This window comes from Paenibacillus alba (assembly GCF_013204855.1).
Classification (GTDB): Bacteria; Bacillota; Bacilli; order Paenibacillales; family NBRC-103111; genus Paenibacillus_E; species Paenibacillus_E alba.
Genome location: NZ_JABMKZ010000029.1, coordinates 13,756 through 32,958, shown reverse-complemented (window position 1 = coordinate 32,958; position 19,203 = coordinate 13,756). Strand labels below are relative to the sequence as shown.

The following is a 19,203-nucleotide window of genomic DNA, read 5'->3' as shown; positions in this document are numbered from 1 at the left end:
ATAAAGACTCTTATTGCTTCGGTTGTGGGAGTTTTTGCATGTTTAACCGTCGATAGGAGTCTCCAAAGACTTCTATTCGTGAAAAACCACCTCTTTTTTCGCAAATAGAAGCTCATAGAGGCTCTTATTTGCGGAAACAGGGAAGGGCTGTCCATTAGGTCTATGACCTTTGGGACAGCCCTATCTTCGTTGAACGGTCTTCAACAAGAGGAATTTCCAAGCCTGAATTGCCCAGGTGTGATGTGTTCGAATTTTTTAAACACTTTGAAAAAATGCCGCGGATTTTCGTAGCCAACAAGCTCGGCAATCGTGTTAATCGGCCAATCCGGGTTCTCTTGCATGATTTGCTTGGCTTTGGCAAGTCGAAACGTATGCAAATAATGAAGGAAGGTCAGTCCCATCTCTTTGCGAAACAACATGCTGATGTAATTGGGGTGCATTTGCACATGATCGGCAACCGCATCGAGCGATAAATCCAGCTTGTAATTTTGTTCCACGAAAGCGACGATTTTATCAATGGCCTGTATATTCGGCTGATAGTCGTTGGTACGGCGCATATAGCGAATGAGCTGTGAAAGGATTTCCGCTACTCGGGCATCCTCAAGGATAGCGCCCTTGGATGAAAATACATTGGCTGCGGCTTGTTCGCCCCAGATCGACTCAGGCGCAAGGCCAACGTTCTGCAAATAGAGTCCGACGCAAACTAGAAACTGCTCGCGCAGCTTGTTTTGGCAATCGGAATCGCCGGAGAAATACAGAAGGATCGGCTGCATGTCCTTCTCGATCTGCTCTATCGAGATGTGATGCTGCAGCGAATGTTCAATATAGTGCACAAGATTGTCATAGCAGCTATAGATGTTCTCCTTGAAGACGGTTAAGCCGCAGCTGCCAAAATACCGGTTGAATAAAAGGGATGCCATCGCTTCTATATACAGATTGCGTATGCTTCCCTTATCATTTTTGCTCCCGCTGGCCCCCATGCAATAGCCGCTGCCCTTCGTATGGATAAACTCGCCATAGGCACGGTGCAGCTCATCATCTGTTAGAACATGCGTATCATTCGCAATGAGGACGGTTTGCCGTAAAAAGTGTGACTGGCAGATGTAGAGCTTTTGGCTCACAGGCTCCAAAGCCTTCATCATACCCTCGAGACGCTCGGCCGCAAGAGGCGGCTCACTTTCGCAAGCTTGAAATACGATGATGGTTGTACACGGATGAGGAAGAAGAAGCTGTAATTGCTCGGCACTAAGCGGCAGTTCCTCCAAGGGTGTATGGTATAAAATATGCTCTTTGAGCAGCAGCAGGTCGCGCTGGAGGGTTCGTTCCTGCTCTTCCTGAATCGTGCTCCCGATTCGACCCAGTACGCTGATTAGTTCATCCTTGTTAATCGGCTTCAACAAATAATCGAGAACTTGATATCGCAGCGCTTGTCTGGCATACGCAAAATCGCCATAGCCGGTTAAGATAACGAATCGGCTGCATAGGTTCAGCTCTTGTATTTCCTTAATGAGAGCAAGTCCGTCCATTTCTGGCATGTGAATATCCGTGAGGATCAAATCAGGCTGAAAGTGGGCAAGCTTGTGCAGCGCATCAATGCCGTCAGCTGCGCCGACGATCTCGATAAACGGTGTATGCGCTTTCTGGATCATACGGATGATTCCGTTCAAAATGATAGGTTCATCATCGACAACCAACAGCTTCATTGCGCTGCCCCCTTAGCTAACTTGAGTAAACATGTCGTCCCCGCGTTAAGCTTACTTTCCATGTGAATGCCTGATCGCTCGCCATAAAACATTTTCACGCGTTCGTTTACATTCATAATCCCGAGGCCTCCTTCACCCTTCTGCAAAAGTTTGACATCCATGCTTCCGTTTAAGACGGCTTGGATGAGTGCGAGGCGTTCTTCCTCCATGCCTGCACCAGAATCAACTACGGCAATGAACATGAACGAATAATCTTCCCAAATGCGGATCGAAAGCGAGCCTTGTTTTCTTACATTGGCGATCCCGTGAACAATGCTATTTTCAATGATTGGCTGCAGCATATAATGGGGACAAATAAAGTTATCGATAGCCGCGTCAATCTCAAAGGATACTTGCAGCCGGTCAGCCAGTCTAATTTGCTGAATTTTGATATAGTCTTTGACATTGTCTACTTCTTCCCGCAGGGAAGTCTCGCTTTTCGTCCCCGACAGACTATAGCGGAACAGCTTGCCTAGCGTATAGGACATCTCGGCTGCTTCAGGGTCATCGTTGGCCTCTGCGATCATGCGAATCGATTCGAGCGTATTGTACAGAAAATGAGGCTTGATTTGTGCTTGCATCATGAGATAAGCCGATTCCTTCCGCAGCATTTCCGAACGATGTACGGTATTGACCAACTCATCCATACGCCTGATCATCGCATTGTAAGAGGAGGTCAGATGTCCGACTTCGTCTTTATTAATTTCCCCGCGATAGAGCGGGAAATAGTTCTCATCAACCTGGCGCATATGTTTGGAAAGCTTCAAAATGCGCTTCGTAATGGAACTGGCGATCAAGTAGTATACACCAGAAAGAAGCAATAGAAGGGTAGCTACTGTCATAACAAGCACATATTTGTTTTTTTTAATCCCAATAAAGACGTCGTCCACTTGCTCCATCATGACAAAATGCAGCTTAAGCGTGTCGGCATAAAACGATTCAATCAGCAGCTTGTTCCCATTCACATTTTGATAGGCGTATTTAGTGTTGGCTTGGAAAGCATCGGCAAGCAAGGCTTTCTCTGACTCCTTGGATAAGGAGATCTTTTCAACATGAGAAATGACTTGATGATCCTGATCAAGCACATATAAATTGCTTTTGCTGTTCGAATTCAGCGATTCCAATAAGGGTTTTATTAAATTTGGAGTCACCTTGATATCGAGAAGTCCGATGTCCTGTTCAAAGTTGCGGTTTCCGATTTTGTGGAAATAATGGAGGTTGATGTCTGGCTCTGATCCATTATTATAAGTAATCCATTTGCCAACCCCAAGCGGGAGCTTCTTCATGCTCTCGTCCAGTTTGAACTCGTCCATCTTGGCCATCTCTGGCCGGAAAATCATACCGTTCTGCTGCTCCATGTAAATGGTCATACTATCGATCATTCGATTGGAAGACAAAATATAGGAAAACAAAGGTCTAATATAGGTCAAGAAATTGGATACTTGCTCAAAATCGCTTCGATAGTTCCCACTTAAATAGGCAATTGTGTTCGAATTATTTTGAAATAATTGATAAGCGGATTCAATCTGCACTGTACTGACACTAACGTTGTTAAGAACTTGATTAACAATTTTTTGCCGGCCTTGGGCATATTCTTCGAGAAAGCTGTTGTAGTTCTGGTTGTAGAGTATGAGGCCGAATGAAATAATCGGAATGAAGATAATAACAATGTAGCCTATGGCCATTTTTTTCACAATCGACAAGTTTTGATAGTTAAAAGCAGGCTTCTTTTTCACACCGCACACCACCTTATAAACGGACACTGCTGCTTAAGAATGAGCACTATAAATTTAATTGCAGCTCCTATATCATAGATCCTGTAAGCGCTTAATAATAGCACATCGTAAATGTAGTGAGGGGGAATATCATGAGTATAGCATTAAGATTGGCAAAGAAAAACTGGCAGCTTTATCTGATTATCTTGCCGTCACTCGTTTACTTACTTATTTTTAAATATGTACCGATGGTTGGCGTGCAAATCGCTTTCAAGAACTATATGGTCACCAAAGGGATTTGGGGGAGCGATTGGATCGGTTTTAAGCATTTTATCGACTTTTTCCATCTGCCCATTTTTTGGAGGGTTATCAAAAACACGTCACTGCTCAGCCTTTACTCGCTTCTTGTGGGGTTTCCAGCGCCGATTATTCTGGCCTTAGCCTTAAACGAATTGAAAAACGGGGTTTTTAAGCGGACCGTACAACTGGTCACCTTCGCGCCTTATTTCATTTCCACGGTCATCATGGTTTCGATCATTATGCTGTTCCTTTCTCCGCAGCTTGGCTTCGTTCATCTCTTGGCAGATAAGTTCGGATTTCCAGCGGAAAATATAATGTCCAAGCCTGAGTATTTCAAAACCGTTTATGTTCTGTCCGACGTTTGGCAGTTCACAGGATATGCCTCGGTCATTTATATTGCCGCTCTGGCAGGCGTGGACCCCCATTTGTATGAGGCGGCCAAGGTGGACGGGGCATCCCGGTTCCAGCGGGTGATTCATATCGATTTGCCAAGCCTAATGCCAACGGCCGTCATCTTGCTCATTCTGAATTCAGGGCAAATCATGAATGTTGGATTCGAGAAGGTATATCTGATGCAAAATGCGATTAATGTTGGCGCGTCCGAAGTCATTTCTACTTATGTTTATAAAATGGGCTTGGTCGGAGCGAACTTCAGTTTCTCCGCAGCTGTTGGACTCTTTAATTCAATCGTTAATTTGCTCCTGCTCATTGTGGTCAACCATGTGGCAAGGAAAAATTCTGAGACGAGTTTGTGGTAGGAGGTAACTATTATGGTCCACCCAGAGCAGGCATTGAAGCTTGAGGCGCAAAAGACTTCTACCCGCATTCTTGAAAATAGTGTCGACAGAGTGTATTTGTTCTTTGTCTACTTGTTTTTGAGCATTTGCTTGGTCATTGTGGCCTATCCGCTCATTTACATTATTAGTTCATCTTTCAGCTCGTCGTCAGCCGTTATCTCCGGCAAAGTGTGGCTGTTCCCAGTTGAACCTACCCTTCGTGGCTACAAAGCGGTATTTCAAAATCCGCAAATTTTGACGGGGTACGGTAACTCCTTGTTCTATCTGTTCTTCGGGACACTGCTTAGCGTTTCCTTGACGATTACGGCAGCCTATCCGCTATCGCGCAGAAACTTTTATGGACGCAACGTCATCACCGCCTTATTCATTTTCACAATGTTGTTCAATGGGGGATTAATTCCTTATTATTTGACCGTTAAAGGGATGGGGCTGCTCGACACGCGATGGGCCATGATTATTCCAGGGGCAATTTCGGTCTGGCAGGTGATTCTCGCCAGGACGTTTTTCCAGACGTCGATTCCTTCGGAATTAACGGAGGCCGCACATTTGGACGGATGCAGCGATTTCAAGTTTTTATTGCGCATTGTGATCCCGCTTTCCAAACCCATCATTGCTGTACTCGTACTTATGTATGCGATCGGATATTGGAATTCCTACTTTGAAGCGTTGATTTTCTTGAAAACGGCTAATTTGTATCCGCTTCAGCTTATATTGCGGAATATTCTGATCCTGAACTCGATTGATCCTACGATGATTAAGGATGTCAGAGAGCTAGCGGAAAGACAAGGCTTGAAGGAATTGTTGAAATACTCGCTGATTGTCGTCGCAAGCGCACCCGTTCTCATTCTTTATCCTTTTGTTCAGAAGCATTTCGTGAAGGGGCTATTGATTGGTTCTCTGAAAGGTTGAATGAGCACTCTATTGGGAGGAGGGATGCGGGGCAGCGAACAGATCAGGTTTTCACCCACAGTTGATTAGCGATGAAAAACAAGGAGGGTTTTGCATATGGTAAGTAAAGGAACCAGAAGAACAGGGTTATTGGTGGTCCTGATTGTATCCATTACTTTGCTCATAATCGGCTGCACATCCACTAGCGATGAGCCCAAAGGCAGTGCTGGCCCTAATGGGGGTGGAAGCGCAGACGGAGGAAGCAATGTGAACGCAACAGGCTTTCCAATCGCCAAAAATAAAATCAACATGAGCGCCTTCGCGCCGCAATCGGCAAATATTGCCGACTTGAATACGAATTGGTTTACCAAATATTTGGAAGGCAAGTCGAATATTCATTTGAACTGGCAGCTTGTACCGGGAGAAGCAGCCGCTTTGAAGGAAAAGAAACAACTGCTGCTAGCCAGTGGTGATTATCCTGATATTTTCATGTCAGGGGATCTAACGAAAGAAGAGCAGCTATTGTATGGGCAACAAGGGGTTCTGATTCCTTTAAATAAGTTGATTGACCAATATGCGCCAAACATTAAGAAGGCGTTTAAAGACATTTCCTATTTGGAGAAAGCGATCACGGCACCGGATGGCAATATTTATGCGATCCCTTCCGTGAATGAGTGCTACCATTGCCAATTTTCCGCTAAGATGTGGGTAAATACGAAATGGTTGCAGAAGCTTGGCCTTACCGCGCCGAAGACGACCGACGATTTCTACAATATGCTGAAAGCTTTTAAAGAAAAGGACCCGAATGGGAATGGCAAAGCTGACGAAATTGCGTTAACGGGATCTCCGACTGGTTGGCACACCGATGTGGAAACGTTCATTATGAACGCGTTCGTTTATTACAATGCAGATAACAATTATTTCATGATGAGCGGCGGCAAGCTGGCAACGTCCGTTGATCAGCCAGGGTTCAAAAAAGGTCTGCAATTCTTGAACAAACTGTATGCGGAAGGCTTGATAGATAAGGAAGCATTTACGCAAAAATCGGACGCGCTTTCACAGAAAGGGAATAGCCCTGATACGGCGATTGCCGGCGCTATTCCGGCAGGCTGGTTCGGCGAATTCACCGATGCCTCGCCTACGGCAACACGGCACAAAGACTATGATCCGATCGCACCGCTTACAGGACCGGACGGAGCTTCGTTCACGCCGCACTACATCGGTATCGGCAACTCCGTGTTTGCTGTGACGAACAAAAATAAAAATCCGGAAGCGGCCATTCGTCTTGCCGATTATCTATACTCGGATGAAGGCACGACATTGTCCAACTTTGGAGAGGAAGGCCGCAATTGGGTCAAGGCGGAAGCGAACGACAAAAATACGCGTGGAACAGCAGCCAAGTTCAAAGTGAAAGAAACCTCTTACGGGGTAGGTCAAGTTCAGAATGACCATTGGAATCAGATGGGACCCAACCTTCGTTCGGCTGAATATCGCGAAACTGCGTACGCTGCTAGTCAGGATCTCTATACGATGGATGGCTTGGAAACTCGCCTGTACAAAGCTACCAAGGAATTGTATGAAGGACATCAACCGAAAGAAGAGTTCCCGACGGATATTTTCTTGACGAATGATCAGGCCAATCAAGTGAAGCAGCTGAAACCGATTATTACGGATTACGTCAAACAGTCCATGCTGCAGTTCATCATGGGAGCCAAAAGCATCGATAAAGATTGGGACGCTTACGTGAAAGGCCTCAAAGATTCCGGCATGGATCAATTTATCCAAATTTATCAAGATGCTTACAACAAAGTATATAAGAAATAGCAGCAGCTGCGAAGCTCAAAAAGGAGGAAAACATGAACAAACGTTGGGAGCGAACTGATTGGTTCCGGGAAGCACGATTCGGCATGTTTATTCACTGGGGATTGTATGCAATCCCCGCGAGGGGGGAATGGGTTCGCAGCTTTGAGAAGCTGAGCAATCAAGACTACGAGCCTTACTTTAATGAGTTTAATCCGGACCGTTATGACCCACGGGCTTGGGCCAAAGCGGCGAAGGCGGCAGGACAGCAATACGCGGTCCTGACGACCAAGCATCATGATGGCTTCTGTCTGTTTGACAGCGAGTTTACGGATTACAAAGCGCCGAATACACCCGCACAGCGGGATTTGATCAAGGAATATGTCGAAGCTTTTCGTGAGGAAGGCTTGAAGGTTGGCTTTTATTATTCCCTGATTGATTGGTATCATGACGATTATCCCGCATACGGGGACCGCATTCATCCAATGAGAGACAATGAAGCTTATAAAGATCGGAGCATTCAGTTCGAACGCTATGTGGACTATATGCATGCGCAAGTGAAGGAACTTCTTACGAATTACGGGCAAATCGATGTGATGTGGTTCGACTTCTCTTATGATGATATGACCGGAGAAAAGTGGCGGGCAACCGAGCTAGTCAATCTGATTCGCTCCTTGCAGCCTGACATTATTATTGATAACCGGCTTGGCGGTCATATTAAAGCGGCTGAGCCTGAGGTGTACGCCGGTGATTTCTATTCTCCGGAGCAAATCGTGCCCCCTGGCGGCATTGTCGATGAGAATGGGCTGAATGTTCCATGGGAAGCCTGCATCACGCTCAATGACAACTGGGGTTATCATGCGAAGGACCAAGCCTATAAGTCGCCGAAGCAGGTCGTGCGCGCCTTAGTGGAATGCATCAGCAAGAACGGCAACATGCTTCTGAATGTTGGCCCGGATGCAAGAGGAGAGATTCCAACGCAGTCCCTTCAAATCTTGACGGCGGTTGGGGAATGGATGCAGCGTAATGGTCAAAGCATCTATGGATGCGGAGCATCTGAGCTGCCGAAGCCAGAATGGGGACGGTATACGCAGAACGGCAATATGCTGTATGCCCATGTATTTGATCGGGGCATCGGTCCGATTTATTTCCAAGGGCTCAAGGGAAAAATCAAGAAGGCGAGGCTCCTCGCAGACGGATCCGAGCTTAAAGTATCCTTGCCATGGATGGCAGAACAATACTCGGATACCGATAGCGGGGCCTTCATTCATTTGATCGGAGCAGAGCTGCCGGACGATATGGATACCGTGATTGCGCTCGAATTAGTGACTGAGGTGATAAACGTTGAAAGTCGGTCTTAGCACCTATAGCCTGCTGGCGGCATTAAAAACAGGAGAGATGACAGTCCTTGATGCGATTGGGTGGATTGCGGATCATGGCGGCGAGCATATGGAAATCGTTCCCTATGGCTTTACGCTGGTAGACCAGCCCGAGCTAGCGGCCGCAGTTCGCGAGAAAGCAAAGGAAGTCGGCATCGAGCTATCCAATTATTCGATGCCGGCCAACTTCGTCCAGGAGACGGAAGAGGCTTTCGAAGCTGAAGTGGAGCGCGTCAAGCAGCATGTTGATTTAGTGCACGAGCTTGGCATGGCACATATGCGGCATGATGTGACTGCTTTCACATTGCCGCCTGATAGCATGACAATTCAATGGTTCGAAGCGAATTTGCACCAGATGGTAAGAGGAAGCCGCATCATTGCCGATTACGCGGCCCACTACGGCATCACTACGACCATTGAAAATCATGGTTTCAGCGTACAGGCAAGCGATCGCGTGCAGCGCGTTCTGACGGAGGTCAATCGCTCCAATTTCAAGACAACACTCGATATTGGCAATTTCATGTGCGTCGATGAACACCCGCTAATCGGTGTGCGCAAAAATTTGCCCTATGCTTCGCTTATCCACGTCAAAGACTTCTACTTCAGGCCGTACGACGAGCATCCCGGAGAAGGTGCCTGGTTCACAACCGCAAATGGCAACTACTTAAGAGGCGCAATCTTCGGCCAAGGAGATATCGACACGCGCCGAATGATGAAGCTCATTAAGGATTCGGGATACGACGGGTATGTAACGGTTGAATTCGAAGGGATGGAAGAGTGCAAGGCGGCCTCTAGAATCGCGATGGACAATGTAAGGCGGTTGTGGCAGGAGGCTTGAGTTAAGAAATGAGGCTGTCCCATAAGCCAAATTAAGTAGGTAAGCGTCGATAGATGATGGGATGATTACTTTCATGTGGTATGAAAGGGCTTCCAGATCAGATCCGTTCACCCGAGTGTAAAAGCCTGCGAAAATACAGGAAATTCCGAGCGAATTCGGTTAAAAAGTGGAAATGCCTGCAATTGTGCAGGCATTTTTATCTTTTTCGGCCGCTCATCCAGAAAAAGCCTCAAAAACCTGCACATATGCAGGAATTTAATCGTTGAGGCTCTTCCAAGAGCAAAAAAGATGCATAATTGCAGGTTTAGAGAAAGCAACTGGAGCTAGAGTCAGACAAAGTAGGAGGCTCATCAAGAGATTATCAGCCCCTATTTCTAGCTTCATGTGTTGATTGACAACACAGATTGCCTATCTCTATAATTTGACTAACGTTAAAGTCAAAATAAAAGGTGATCCATAACATGTCTCCTCGTACGAAAGAGCAAAACGAAGTCATCCGAAAGCAGCGGAAGCAAGAAATTCTGCAAGCCGCTATTCGGGTGTATGTCGATAAGGGTTATTTGGCATCCGAGATGGGCGATGTAGCGGATCAGGCCGGCCTTGCCCACGGCCTAGTGTACTACTATTTCAAAAATAAGAAGGCTTTATTTCGCGAGCTATACGAATACATGATGGAGGAGTCTAAGGGTTTTACGAAGACTTACTTTGAGCAAGAGGGTTCTGTATTTGAGTTGTTCAAGCGCTATGCGCAGATCGTTTGCGAGCGAATTCTGGCAGATCCGGTTACTCAACGATTTTACATTCGGATTAGCTTGGATGTGCATCATTTGTACACACCTGAGGAGTTTTCACCATTTGAGTGGATCAAAAACTTCATGTACCAGATGACGCTGGCTATTGAAAAAGGCATTCAGCAAGGCACGATTCAGCAAGGTGACGCTAATCTGATGGCTGTGCAATTCTGGGGGTCTGTTTCTCAGGGGATGAACTATTTGGATCAAGTACAGCAGGAGCTTACCGCTCAAGGAAATCCAGCAGCAGACCAACTAGAGCAATTGCAGAAGGTTGTAGATCAAGTGGTGGAATCGTCTGTTTCGCTATTTAAGCTCTAGCGGAAAACGATAGTTCAATAATACAGCGGTAGTCTAGGACTTTATTTTCTCGTCCAAGGCTACCGCTTTTGGGTATATTCACTTGTGTTATTCCGAAAATATGGTTATACATCTATCCTCTCTGCGAAGTTTGAGTTGCTATGAAATAGTTTGGCGTTGTTTGACATGCTTCAGAATAAATTCAGTATTCCCCCAACTTTATTTTCAGAAGTTCAGGATATGATGAAACTAGTTAATAGGGGGTGAGATCGAGATGAGGATGTTGGAAGTAATTGTGATCGCGATCAATTTTGGTCTGTTGTACTGGGCAATTATCGCGAATAGGAAAGGCGGCCAGGGATCTGTTTTCCCTTTGATGATCTCCTTAGGTTTGGTTATGGTACAAATTGCAGTGGAGGGCGGGCGTTGGCAGATGGTTCCGGCTTACTTGACTCCATTGGTTTTGACGGCTTATTTCTTCTTAGGCAAGCGGAAGGAGGGGGGCAGAAGCCGGGTTACTGTGCAAATGATGAAGAACGATTCACGTGTGAAGGCTGCCTTAAGTATGGACGGTGGGTTTTATGGTTCGCCGGTTTCCGAAAAAGGATTGGGAAAGCCTTTTTTTATGATGTATTCAGAAGAGACATATAATAAGGTAATGACCTCTTACGATGAAATTCCGAAACAGAGAAGGGGGGGAAGCCGAGAGGAGTTTGAAGCTCCCAGGAAGGAATATATGCTAAAATCAGGAAATGCATTGGCAGGCGGCGGTTTATCCATACTTATTCCTGGTTCAAAGCATGCAAGCTACTCTGATCTTGCGCTATTCTCTCCATTGTTAGGCGGCTCAGACACGCGGCGGGATCACCGTATTGTGAACGAATTCAGTGTTGCCTTTTTCGACCAGTATTTAAAAGGAAAGGACGACTCTGCGCTCAAAGCATTAGTTGCTAAATATCCGGAATTGAACTTCAAAGTGAACAAGTAAAAGATATGAAACATTAACTTATGGGATCAATCTTTCCATACAACAATTTCTCAAAGTAATACATCACAGAATAAAAGTGCCATTCCCAAGCCATAGCGAATAACATAATTTATACTTCTGTGAAGGGAATGAGTAAACATGTATCCATATCCATACTACGTTAACGCACCAATATTTAACTATGTAAGACAGCCTGTGTACTGGGTAATTCCACAAGAAATAGAGAATGCATACCGATTTGGTTATCGGCAATCATCAAACATGAATGGCGAAATTCAGTTAAAAGATTATGGAAGAACACCGTTTGTTGTGGATATTAATGGGGCTACAAAGCAAAACAATACATTCCGCACTGCCATATGGACAGGAAAAAACTTACAAGTAACTGTGATGAGTATCAATGTTGGGGAAGACATCGGTTTAGAAGTTCATCCCACTACTGATCAATTCTTGCGTATTGAAGAGGGGCAAGGTGTAGTTCGCATGGGTGATACTAAAGACAACTTAAATTTTGAAAAAAGTGTTAATGATGATTATGCAATCATGGTACCTGCTGGTAAATGGCACAACATAATAAACACAGGTAATACCCCACTTAAACTTTATAGTATCTATGCTCCGCCTGAGCATCCATTTGGTACGATTCATAAAACGAAAGCAGACGCATTGGCTGCTGAATAACCAATTATGATAACATTCTCATCTGCATATAGGGCCACAACCGTGTTGATTAAGGTGGAACTGACATACCATATCTTAGTAAAACTAGAAATGGTGGTGGGTTCATGAATCAAATCGTGGGTGTTCTATTGGATCCAAAAACGTTTAAAGGAATACCAAGGAAGAAAACCGGAAATGAAAGATTATCCCTCTATAATCGGGCAGCAAAGCAGCTTCTGCTGACCCCCTTCTATACGTCACTTCATCAGATTGGCGAAAAGTCAGCACATGGTTATTTGTATTCGCAAAATAAATATACGCTGGTACGCCGTCCGATTCCCAAAGTTACACATAACCGCGCCATTACTTTGTCGCCAGTACTTAAACGAAAGCTCAAACAATTATCGAAGTCCAGTATCGTTTTTAATCGGCAGAATCGATATGACAAATACTATATTTATAAACTGCTGCATCAAAATGCCAGCTTGAGAAGTTATCTGCCCGTGTCGCTGAAGTACTCGACTAAGAGTTTACAAGCAGCAATGTCTACGTATCCTGCTTTATTCATAAAGCCTACAAACGACAGTATTGGAAATGGCATCATCAAAATTGCTAAGCATGCAAGCGGGAATTGGTTATTTTACTGGAAAAGGGGAAATCCCAAGCTGGTATCCGTAAAAGAAATCATCGCCAAGATTACTAAGATTGTGGGAAAGAGAACCTATATGATTCAAGAAGCCATTTCATTAGCAACTTACAAAGGCAGACCTTACGATTTACGGATTTCTGTACAGCGTGGTGAAACAGGCGCTTGGCAGGTAACTGGCATGGTTGGCAAAGTGGCTGGGCTCGGAAGCCATGTGACGAATGTGGCCAAAGGGGGCAAGGTAAGAAGAGCGGAAGAGCTTTTTAAACATAATGAACTAGACAATAAGACGATGAAAACTGCCTTGCATCAGGCTTCTATAAGTATTTTGAGAGATTTGAGCAAAAAGCTGCCTCATCTGGCTGATGTTGGGCTGGATATCGGGATTACAAATCAAGGTCATATCAAATTGATTGAAGTTAATGGACGAGACCAACGCTACTCTTTTAAAAAAGCAAAGATGAAAACAACATTTTATCGGACCTATGAAACACCGCTGCAATACGCCAAATATTTATTGAAGCAAGGCAGCCGCTGATATCTAGGGCGGTGTCAACTCAGCGGGAGGGTGAGAGTGACGATTGTTCCTGCCTCAAGCTCACTGCTAATTTCAATAGTCCCTTTCAGTTGGATGATTAAGCGCTGGGCAATCGATAAACCTAAGCCTGATCCCCCGGTTTGTCGGCTTCTGGAGCGGTCAACACGATAGAATCGTTCGAACACCAACGGTAACTCTTCTGGAGGAATACCGATGCCATCGTCTTTGATTTTAATGCGGTAGGACGACGGCGTTGTGGAGAGATAAATGTCAATATGCTGCTGGCCATATTTCAGGGCATTATCCAAAATAATAAAGATAAGCTGTTTTAATTTAAAGAGATCAGTTTGAAGGAGGATGCTGCTTTGATCGTGGCTGAGCTCAATCACTTTGGACGTAAGGGGCTGGAACAGCTGAATACATTCATTACAGAGCTTCACCAGATCAAATTTGCTGATTATAAGCCTTCCCTCATGTTCAAGTTTAGCCAATTCAAGTAATTGATAAGTTACTTGTTTCATTCTCGCACATTCCTCCTGAACAGCATGCAAGGCCTCCTGATGAAGATCCATACTCTCATAACCCCACCGGCTCATAAGGGACGTATACCCATCCATAATCGTAAGAGAGGTTTTGAATTCATGCGAAGCATCGGATATAAACTGCCTTTGCTTCTGCATGCTTGCCTCTATACGCTCCATTAGATGATTAAACGTTTCGGATAGTTGAAAAAGCTCATCCTTCGATTTGCGATCTAAGGGGAGTTTTTTTATTTCTAGACTGGCTTCAATATTTTTCATTGCTTGAATGATCCGAGAAATGGGTAGAAATAACATTTTGGATAATAGAAAACTAGCAGAAATAGAGAAGAAGATGGCGATCAACGTCACGATGCACATGATGCTGAACAAGCGCAGCAAGCTTTGCTGCAGCTCAACGGGAACAGTAATCAGTTCTAAAGTTCCAATGATATCCTGATCTTGCAGGATGGGAGTACGTACAATCATCACAATTTGATGATTAAATTCTTCCGTATAAGATTCCGGGGTTAAAGTAATCTTGGGTTGAATGGCAGGAAATTCAAAGCCTCGCTGTGCTTGGTTTTTGACTGTTGAGGATTGATCAAGTGTTCGAATCATGGTGTGGTTCGTTAGGTATCTTTTGAGGAGCTGGCTGTTGCCTGTTTGAACTAATTGGGAAGGCAGAATGTTCTCCATGATCGCACTTGATGCTTGTTGCACGGATTCCAATGCTTCTTCTTGCTCGGACTGGGCATAGAGCAGATAAATGATACTCGTTAACGGAAATAAAATACCAATTAACCAGAGAAAGGAGAGTAAAGCGGCTTTTGTTTTAAGCTTCATTTTCCCTAACCTCCAAACAATACCCGATTCCTCGGATGGTTCGAATAACCGGAAAAGGAGGGGATATCTTATTTCTTACATATCTAATATAGACATCGACGAGATTCGAATTCCCGGAAAAATCGTATCCCCAGACATCTTTCATAATCTGTTCGCGGCTAAGAATCTCATTCGGATGCTCCATTAAATAAACGAGAAGATCAAATTCTTTTGGCGTAAGATCTACTTTTTTACCATTTTGTATGAATTCCCTCGTTCTTGCATTTACATAGGCTCCTTGGATGGAATAAGTTGTGGTTCCACTGTTCTTAAGTGCTTTGAAGATATCTTGGAAATGTTTGCGATGACGGATGCAAGCTCGAATGCGAGCTAGTAATTCTTCCATCTGAAAGGGCTTAGTGATATAGTCCTGGCCTCCCAGGTCAATTCCATTCACGATGTCTTCCGTGCTGCCGCAAGCGGATAAAACAATAATGGGCGTTTCTTTATTCGTCGCACGAAAGGACTTTATCAGATCAAACCCGTTAAACAGGGGTAATAAGATATCAATTAGGATGAGATCCCAATCACGATGCAACGCTTTCTGCAGTCCTTCAGAACCGTCGAAAGCTAATTCTACTGAATAACCAGCATGGGTGAGCTCTAATTGCAAAAGCCTTGCTATTTTCAACTCATCTTCGATGACAAGGATTCTATCCGACATCAGTACCACCTTTTTCTTGGAAAATAAAGATAATCTGATGTAGTTTATGCAATTTAGGGATGGTTGTTCTTCTTTTAAAAACAGCATTATTTACTGATCATTCCCAATATGCTACTATGATTTTAGCGGTCACAAGGTAGGGTCAATTAAAGGACGTGAGCATGTTCATGGCGAGAAGCAAAGAGTTCGAAATCAACACGGTATTAGACAAGGCAATGGATTTATTTTGGAGACAAGGTTATGAAAAAACCTCCATACAAGAGCTTGTCACCCACATGGGGATTCACAGAAGAAGCTTGTACGATACATTTGGAGACAAGCATGACTTATTTATAGACGTTATGAACCGATATAAGACGACGTTTGAAACAAAAATCAATCATCGAATTCGGCAATCCGCTTCTGCCAAAGAGGGCATTCGGCAATTGTTTGAGATGACGCTATATACGGAAGAAGATCAGCCCCAAGGATGTCTGCTCGTTAATTCTGCTGTTGAGCTAGCCATGCATGATGCGATCGTTGCAGCAATCATTCATGAAGAGTTTTTGAATACGGAGAAATTGTTCTATAATCTGCTCGTGAGTGGGCAGCAATCCGGAGAAATACCAGGACATCTTAATGCGGCAAGCCTATCTTTATATTTTAATAATGCTTGGGTGGGTATGCGTGTGTTGGTCAAAACAACAAGTGATCAAGAAAAATTGTTAAGTATTATTGATACTACCTTAACCATTCTTGATTAAAATGGAGGCTGTCGCAAACTAGGTACATCTAATTGACAGTTCCTTTTTCTGTTTTCAAAGCTCGGGAGTGTGGTTGGTTCTCTTCCCCAGATAAAAGTCTCCAAAGACTTCTATTTGTGAAAAACAGCCGCTTTTTGTACTAATAGGAGCTCATAAAGACTCTTATTGCCTCGTGTGTGTGAGTTTTTACGCGTTTAACCGTTGACAAGAGTCTCTAGAGTCTTCTATTCGTGAAGAAACTTTCTTTTTTGCGTAGATAGGAGCTCATAGAGACTCTTATATTTGCGAAACAGGGAAGGGCTGACCATCCGTTTTTTGTAACCTTTGGGACAGCAGCCCTTTTAATGTAATCATCGGCGGCATGCGAGGGGAAGTTTCACGCCTAGCTGAACTTTACACTGCTCATTTCTTCGCTGAGTTTCCATAGCCGCTCCGCCAAGTTGGCATCGACCGCCCAGGGAAGTACGCCCGTCACCACTTGGCCTACCCCTTGCAGATCGAATGCCGGAATGAGCTCAGCGATATCGGCATCCATGCAATAAACGCCGCCTTTGCCCTCCAACAAAGGACTCGTCGCGCACCATACGCTCGTTGCAGCTCCCTGCTCAGTAGTTTTGTATATTCCGCCTATAGCGCTCTCTTCAGGCGATAAATAACGGGCTAAATCGGTCATTATTCTGCCAGGATGAACAGAGAAAGCGCGGATCCCGTGGGTTTGACCACGCTTGTCGAGCCCTACGGCGAACAGCGCGTTGGCCGTCTTGGACTGGCCGTAGGCCTGCCACTTGTCGTACTCACGCCGCTCGAAGTTAGGATCGTCAAAATCAACGCCCCCGAAGCGGATCCCAGTGGAGGAAACCGAGACAACCCGTGCGCTGCCGGATTGTTTCAAGGCTGACCAGAGCCGTCCTGTTAACTGGTAGTGTCCCAAATGATTCGTGGCGAATTGGGATTCGTAGCCGCGCGTATCGCGCACCAGCGGAGGAGCCATAATGCCCGCGTTATTGATGAGCATATCCAGTGGCCGTCCAGTGGCCAGAAACCGCTTCGCAAATGCGTCGATGGAAGCGGGATCCATAAGATCCAGCTCCTCCAGCTCCACTCTCGGGATGTCTGCTATTGCAGCGCGGGCCTTCTCCGGCGTACGGGCAGGTACAATTACCGTCGCGCCTGCTTCTGCGAGTGTGCGAGTTGTCTCGAGTCCGACGCCAGAGTAACCGCCAGTGACGATGGCGAGTTTGCCGCTTAGGTCACGTCCGCCAAGTGCTTCCCGCGCTGTTGATAGCGGGCCGAAGCCCGAAGGGATCGGGGCTTGAGGTGTTATCTTATATGTGCTATTAGTAGGCATCATCGTCTATTCTCCTATTAACCCTGAACGCTTCATCAGGTCCCTAAAGTGGTCTAGCTTGTAATTCATCATTTCCAAAGTAGCGTGCATTTCAGCCATCTGGGACTGCACTTTGAGCTTGTGCTCTTGCAGTACGCTGTAGCAGCTCTCATAATTTTGAGCGGATGCCAAGGTCATATACCTTTCAATTTCCTTCAGCGGCATATGGGTTCGTTTGAGATGGGTAATGAAGATGAATCGGTCTAGATGCCCCTCCGAATTAATTCTTTACTGATCGTTCCCAATATGCTAATATGATGAAGTGATCAAGGTTAGGGTAACAATCTTCGAAGGCATTCATACATTTTTTTTATCATTACTAGAACGATCGTTCTAAATTAAAAAACAAAGGAGACTTTCCTAATGACAACGAACTCGAACAATCTTGACGGTAAGGTCGCTTTTATTACAGGTGGAAATCGCGGTATTGGATTGGAAACAGCACGTGAGCTTGGCAAGCTTGGCGCTAAGGTCGTTATTGGAGCACGTGATTTGCAGAAAGGGCAGGCTGCCGCGGCAGCACTTCGATCTGAAGGAATTCAAGCAGAGAGTCTCAAATTCGACATCAATGTCGCCGAAGATCGTCAAGCTGCCTTTGACTTTTTGGATCAACGTCATGGAAAGCTTGATATTTTAATCAATAATGCCGGTGTACAGAAAGAAATTGAACATCTTTCGCCCATGAATGAATCAAGTACCGTTTCGCCAACTATTCTGCGTGAAACCTTTGATGCCAATTTTTTTAATTTGATCGAATTGACTCAGCTGTTACTTCCGTTAATTCGCAAAGCTCCTGCCGGCAGAATCGTCAATCTTTCTAGTGTGCTTGGATCGCTTACCCTGCATGCCAATCCTGCATCTCCTATATACGGCGTCAAGCTGCTTGCTTACAACTCATCCAAGACAGCGTTGAATTCATTTACGATCCATCTTGCACACGAACTTATAGATACGCCAATTAAAGTGAATTCTGCCCACCCAGGCTGGGTAAAGACCGAAATAGGCGGCAAATACGCAGATATGGACGTTAAAGAAAGCAGCAGGACAAGCGTGAAGCTCGCCACTTTGCCTGCAGATGGACCAACGGGGAAATTCTATCATGCAGATGATGAGCTGCCTTGGTAAGTTTCTTTCATTGGTTGAAGCTGCCCAGAGAATATTGATCTGAAGGTTTTAAAACAGCTGTTCAAAGGTTACTTTGGACTGCTGTTTTTTGTTTACATAGCGCGCCGAGCAAGCTAGCACAGCTAATTGAAGGAAGTTCAATGGAGCTAGCTGATAGGCTCTGAAGGATGAAGAGAAAAGCTGGTTTCATTGGATTATTTCCAATGTAAGCTAGCTTGAAGAGCTTGATGGGCGGTTTCATTGGAAAAACTCCAATGGATAGTCTGACAAGTAGGTATTTTGAGGTTTAATGGAAATTTTCACTGGATTAATTCCAATGAAAGCTGGCAATGAGCCCTTTGAGGGCTGATTTCATTGGACAAATTCCAATGAGATGCATAGCTGCCCGCTTCCGAGACGTCTAGGCTGCAGACGAGGGGATAGATTAACTCAGACGGGAGGAAGTCTATGTACAATCGGAAAAGATAGGGAGCTGCCGGCAGTCCTGCTGCTAAGTCTG

General features: G+C 45.0%; 17 protein-coding genes. 11 read left to right on the top strand and 6 right to left on the bottom strand.

Going from position 1 to position 19,203, the window contains the following annotated elements:
• Positions 1-200: 200 nt before the first annotated feature.
• Positions 201-1,703 (bottom strand): response regulator, encoded by a 1,503-nt coding sequence (locus HQN90_RS27335; RefSeq protein ID WP_173224644.1) that lies wholly within the window; start codon positions 1,701-1,703, stop codon positions 201-203.
• The gene (locus HQN90_RS39710; RefSeq protein ID WP_173224641.1) at positions 1,700-3,478 is read right to left on the bottom strand and encodes a histidine kinase; all 1,779 of its coding nucleotides are present in this window, start codon (positions 3,476-3,478) and stop codon (positions 1,700-1,702) included. The genes HQN90_RS27335 and HQN90_RS39710 overlap by 4 nt, the downstream gene beginning before the upstream one ends.
• Positions 3,479-3,609: 131 nt before the next feature.
• Between HQN90_RS39710 and HQN90_RS27325 the strand changes: the two genes are divergently transcribed.
• The 9 genes from HQN90_RS27325 to HQN90_RS27285 all read left to right on the top strand — a co-directional run bounded on the left by HQN90_RS27325 (position 3,610) and on the right by HQN90_RS27285 (position 13,382).
• The gene (locus HQN90_RS27325) at positions 3,610-4,515 is read left to right on the top strand and encodes an ABC transporter permease (protein ID WP_079417627.1); all 906 of its coding nucleotides are present in this window, start codon (positions 3,610-3,612) and stop codon (positions 4,513-4,515) included.
• A gap of 12 nt (positions 4,516-4,527) precedes the next feature.
• Positions 4,528-5,463: a carbohydrate ABC transporter permease gene (locus tag HQN90_RS27320; RefSeq protein WP_173224638.1), complete on the top strand. Its 936-nt coding sequence runs from the start codon at positions 4,528-4,530 to the stop codon at positions 5,461-5,463.
• Between the two features lie 96 nt (positions 5,464-5,559).
• Positions 5,560-7,266 carry an ABC transporter substrate-binding protein gene (locus tag HQN90_RS27315; protein ID WP_173224635.1) on the top strand — a complete coding sequence of 569 codons (1,707 nt, stop codon included), beginning with the start codon at positions 5,560-5,562 and terminating at the stop codon, positions 7,264-7,266.
• A gap of 32 nt (positions 7,267-7,298) precedes the next feature.
• On the top strand, positions 7,299-8,603 hold the full coding sequence (locus HQN90_RS27310; protein WP_173224632.1) for an alpha-L-fucosidase: 1,305 nt from the start codon (positions 7,299-7,301) through the stop codon (positions 8,601-8,603).
• Entirely contained in the window at positions 8,587-9,459 is an 873-nt protein-coding gene (locus tag HQN90_RS27305; RefSeq protein ID WP_173224629.1) for a sugar phosphate isomerase/epimerase family protein, read from the top strand. The genes HQN90_RS27310 and HQN90_RS27305 overlap by 17 nt, the downstream gene beginning before the upstream one ends.
• Before the next feature lie 461 nt (positions 9,460-9,920).
• A complete protein-coding gene (locus HQN90_RS27300; protein WP_173224626.1) occupies positions 9,921-10,571 on the top strand; it encodes a TetR/AcrR family transcriptional regulator in 651 nt (216 codons plus the stop codon).
• Positions 10,572-10,824: 253 nt separating this feature from the next.
• Complete coding sequence (locus tag HQN90_RS27295) at positions 10,825-11,538, top strand: alpha/beta hydrolase (protein ID WP_173224623.1); 714 nt, start codon at positions 10,825-10,827, stop codon at positions 11,536-11,538.
• Positions 11,539-11,676: 138 nt separating this feature from the next.
• Positions 11,677-12,219, top strand: a complete 543-nt coding sequence (locus HQN90_RS27290) for a cupin domain-containing protein (protein ID WP_173224620.1) — start codon at positions 11,677-11,679, stop codon at positions 12,217-12,219.
• Positions 12,220-12,323: 104 nt separating this feature from the next.
• Positions 12,324-13,382, top strand: a complete 1,059-nt coding sequence (locus tag HQN90_RS27285; RefSeq protein ID WP_173224618.1) for a YheC/YheD family endospore coat-associated protein — start codon at positions 12,324-12,326, stop codon at positions 13,380-13,382.
• 14 nt (positions 13,383-13,396) lie between these two features.
• On the opposite strand, the gene HQN90_RS27280 is transcribed toward HQN90_RS27285, so the two are convergent.
• A complete protein-coding gene (locus HQN90_RS27280) occupies positions 13,397-14,746 on the bottom strand; it encodes a sensor histidine kinase (protein ID WP_173224615.1) in 1,350 nt (449 codons plus the stop codon).
• A complete protein-coding gene (locus tag HQN90_RS27275; protein WP_173224612.1) occupies positions 14,736-15,449 on the bottom strand; it encodes a response regulator transcription factor in 714 nt (237 codons plus the stop codon). Before HQN90_RS27275 ends, HQN90_RS27280 begins: the two co-directional genes overlap by 11 nt.
• 167 nt (positions 15,450-15,616) lie before the next feature.
• On the opposite strand from HQN90_RS27275, the gene HQN90_RS27270 reads away from it, so the two are divergent.
• Complete coding sequence (locus HQN90_RS27270; RefSeq protein WP_173224609.1) at positions 15,617-16,192, top strand: TetR/AcrR family transcriptional regulator; 576 nt, start codon at positions 15,617-15,619, stop codon at positions 16,190-16,192.
• A 382-nt stretch (positions 16,193-16,574) separates the two neighbouring features.
• On the opposite strand, the gene HQN90_RS27265 is transcribed toward HQN90_RS27270, so the two are convergent.
• Both HQN90_RS27265 and HQN90_RS40045 read right to left on the bottom strand, forming a co-directional pair.
• Positions 16,575-17,543 (bottom strand): SDR family NAD(P)-dependent oxidoreductase, encoded by a 969-nt coding sequence (locus HQN90_RS27265; RefSeq protein ID WP_216855484.1) that lies wholly within the window; start codon positions 17,541-17,543, stop codon positions 16,575-16,577.
• Between the two features lie 3 nt (positions 17,544-17,546).
• Positions 17,547-17,774, bottom strand: a complete 228-nt coding sequence (locus HQN90_RS40045) for a MerR family transcriptional regulator (protein WP_420851088.1) — start codon at positions 17,772-17,774, stop codon at positions 17,547-17,549.
• 168 nt (positions 17,775-17,942) lie between these two features.
• Here HQN90_RS40045 and HQN90_RS27255 point away from each other — a divergent pair, with 168 nt between their 5' ends.
• On the top strand, positions 17,943-18,704 hold the full coding sequence (locus tag HQN90_RS27255; protein WP_173224607.1) for an SDR family oxidoreductase: 762 nt from the start codon (positions 17,943-17,945) through the stop codon (positions 18,702-18,704).
• Positions 18,705-19,203: the final 499 nt, after the last annotated feature.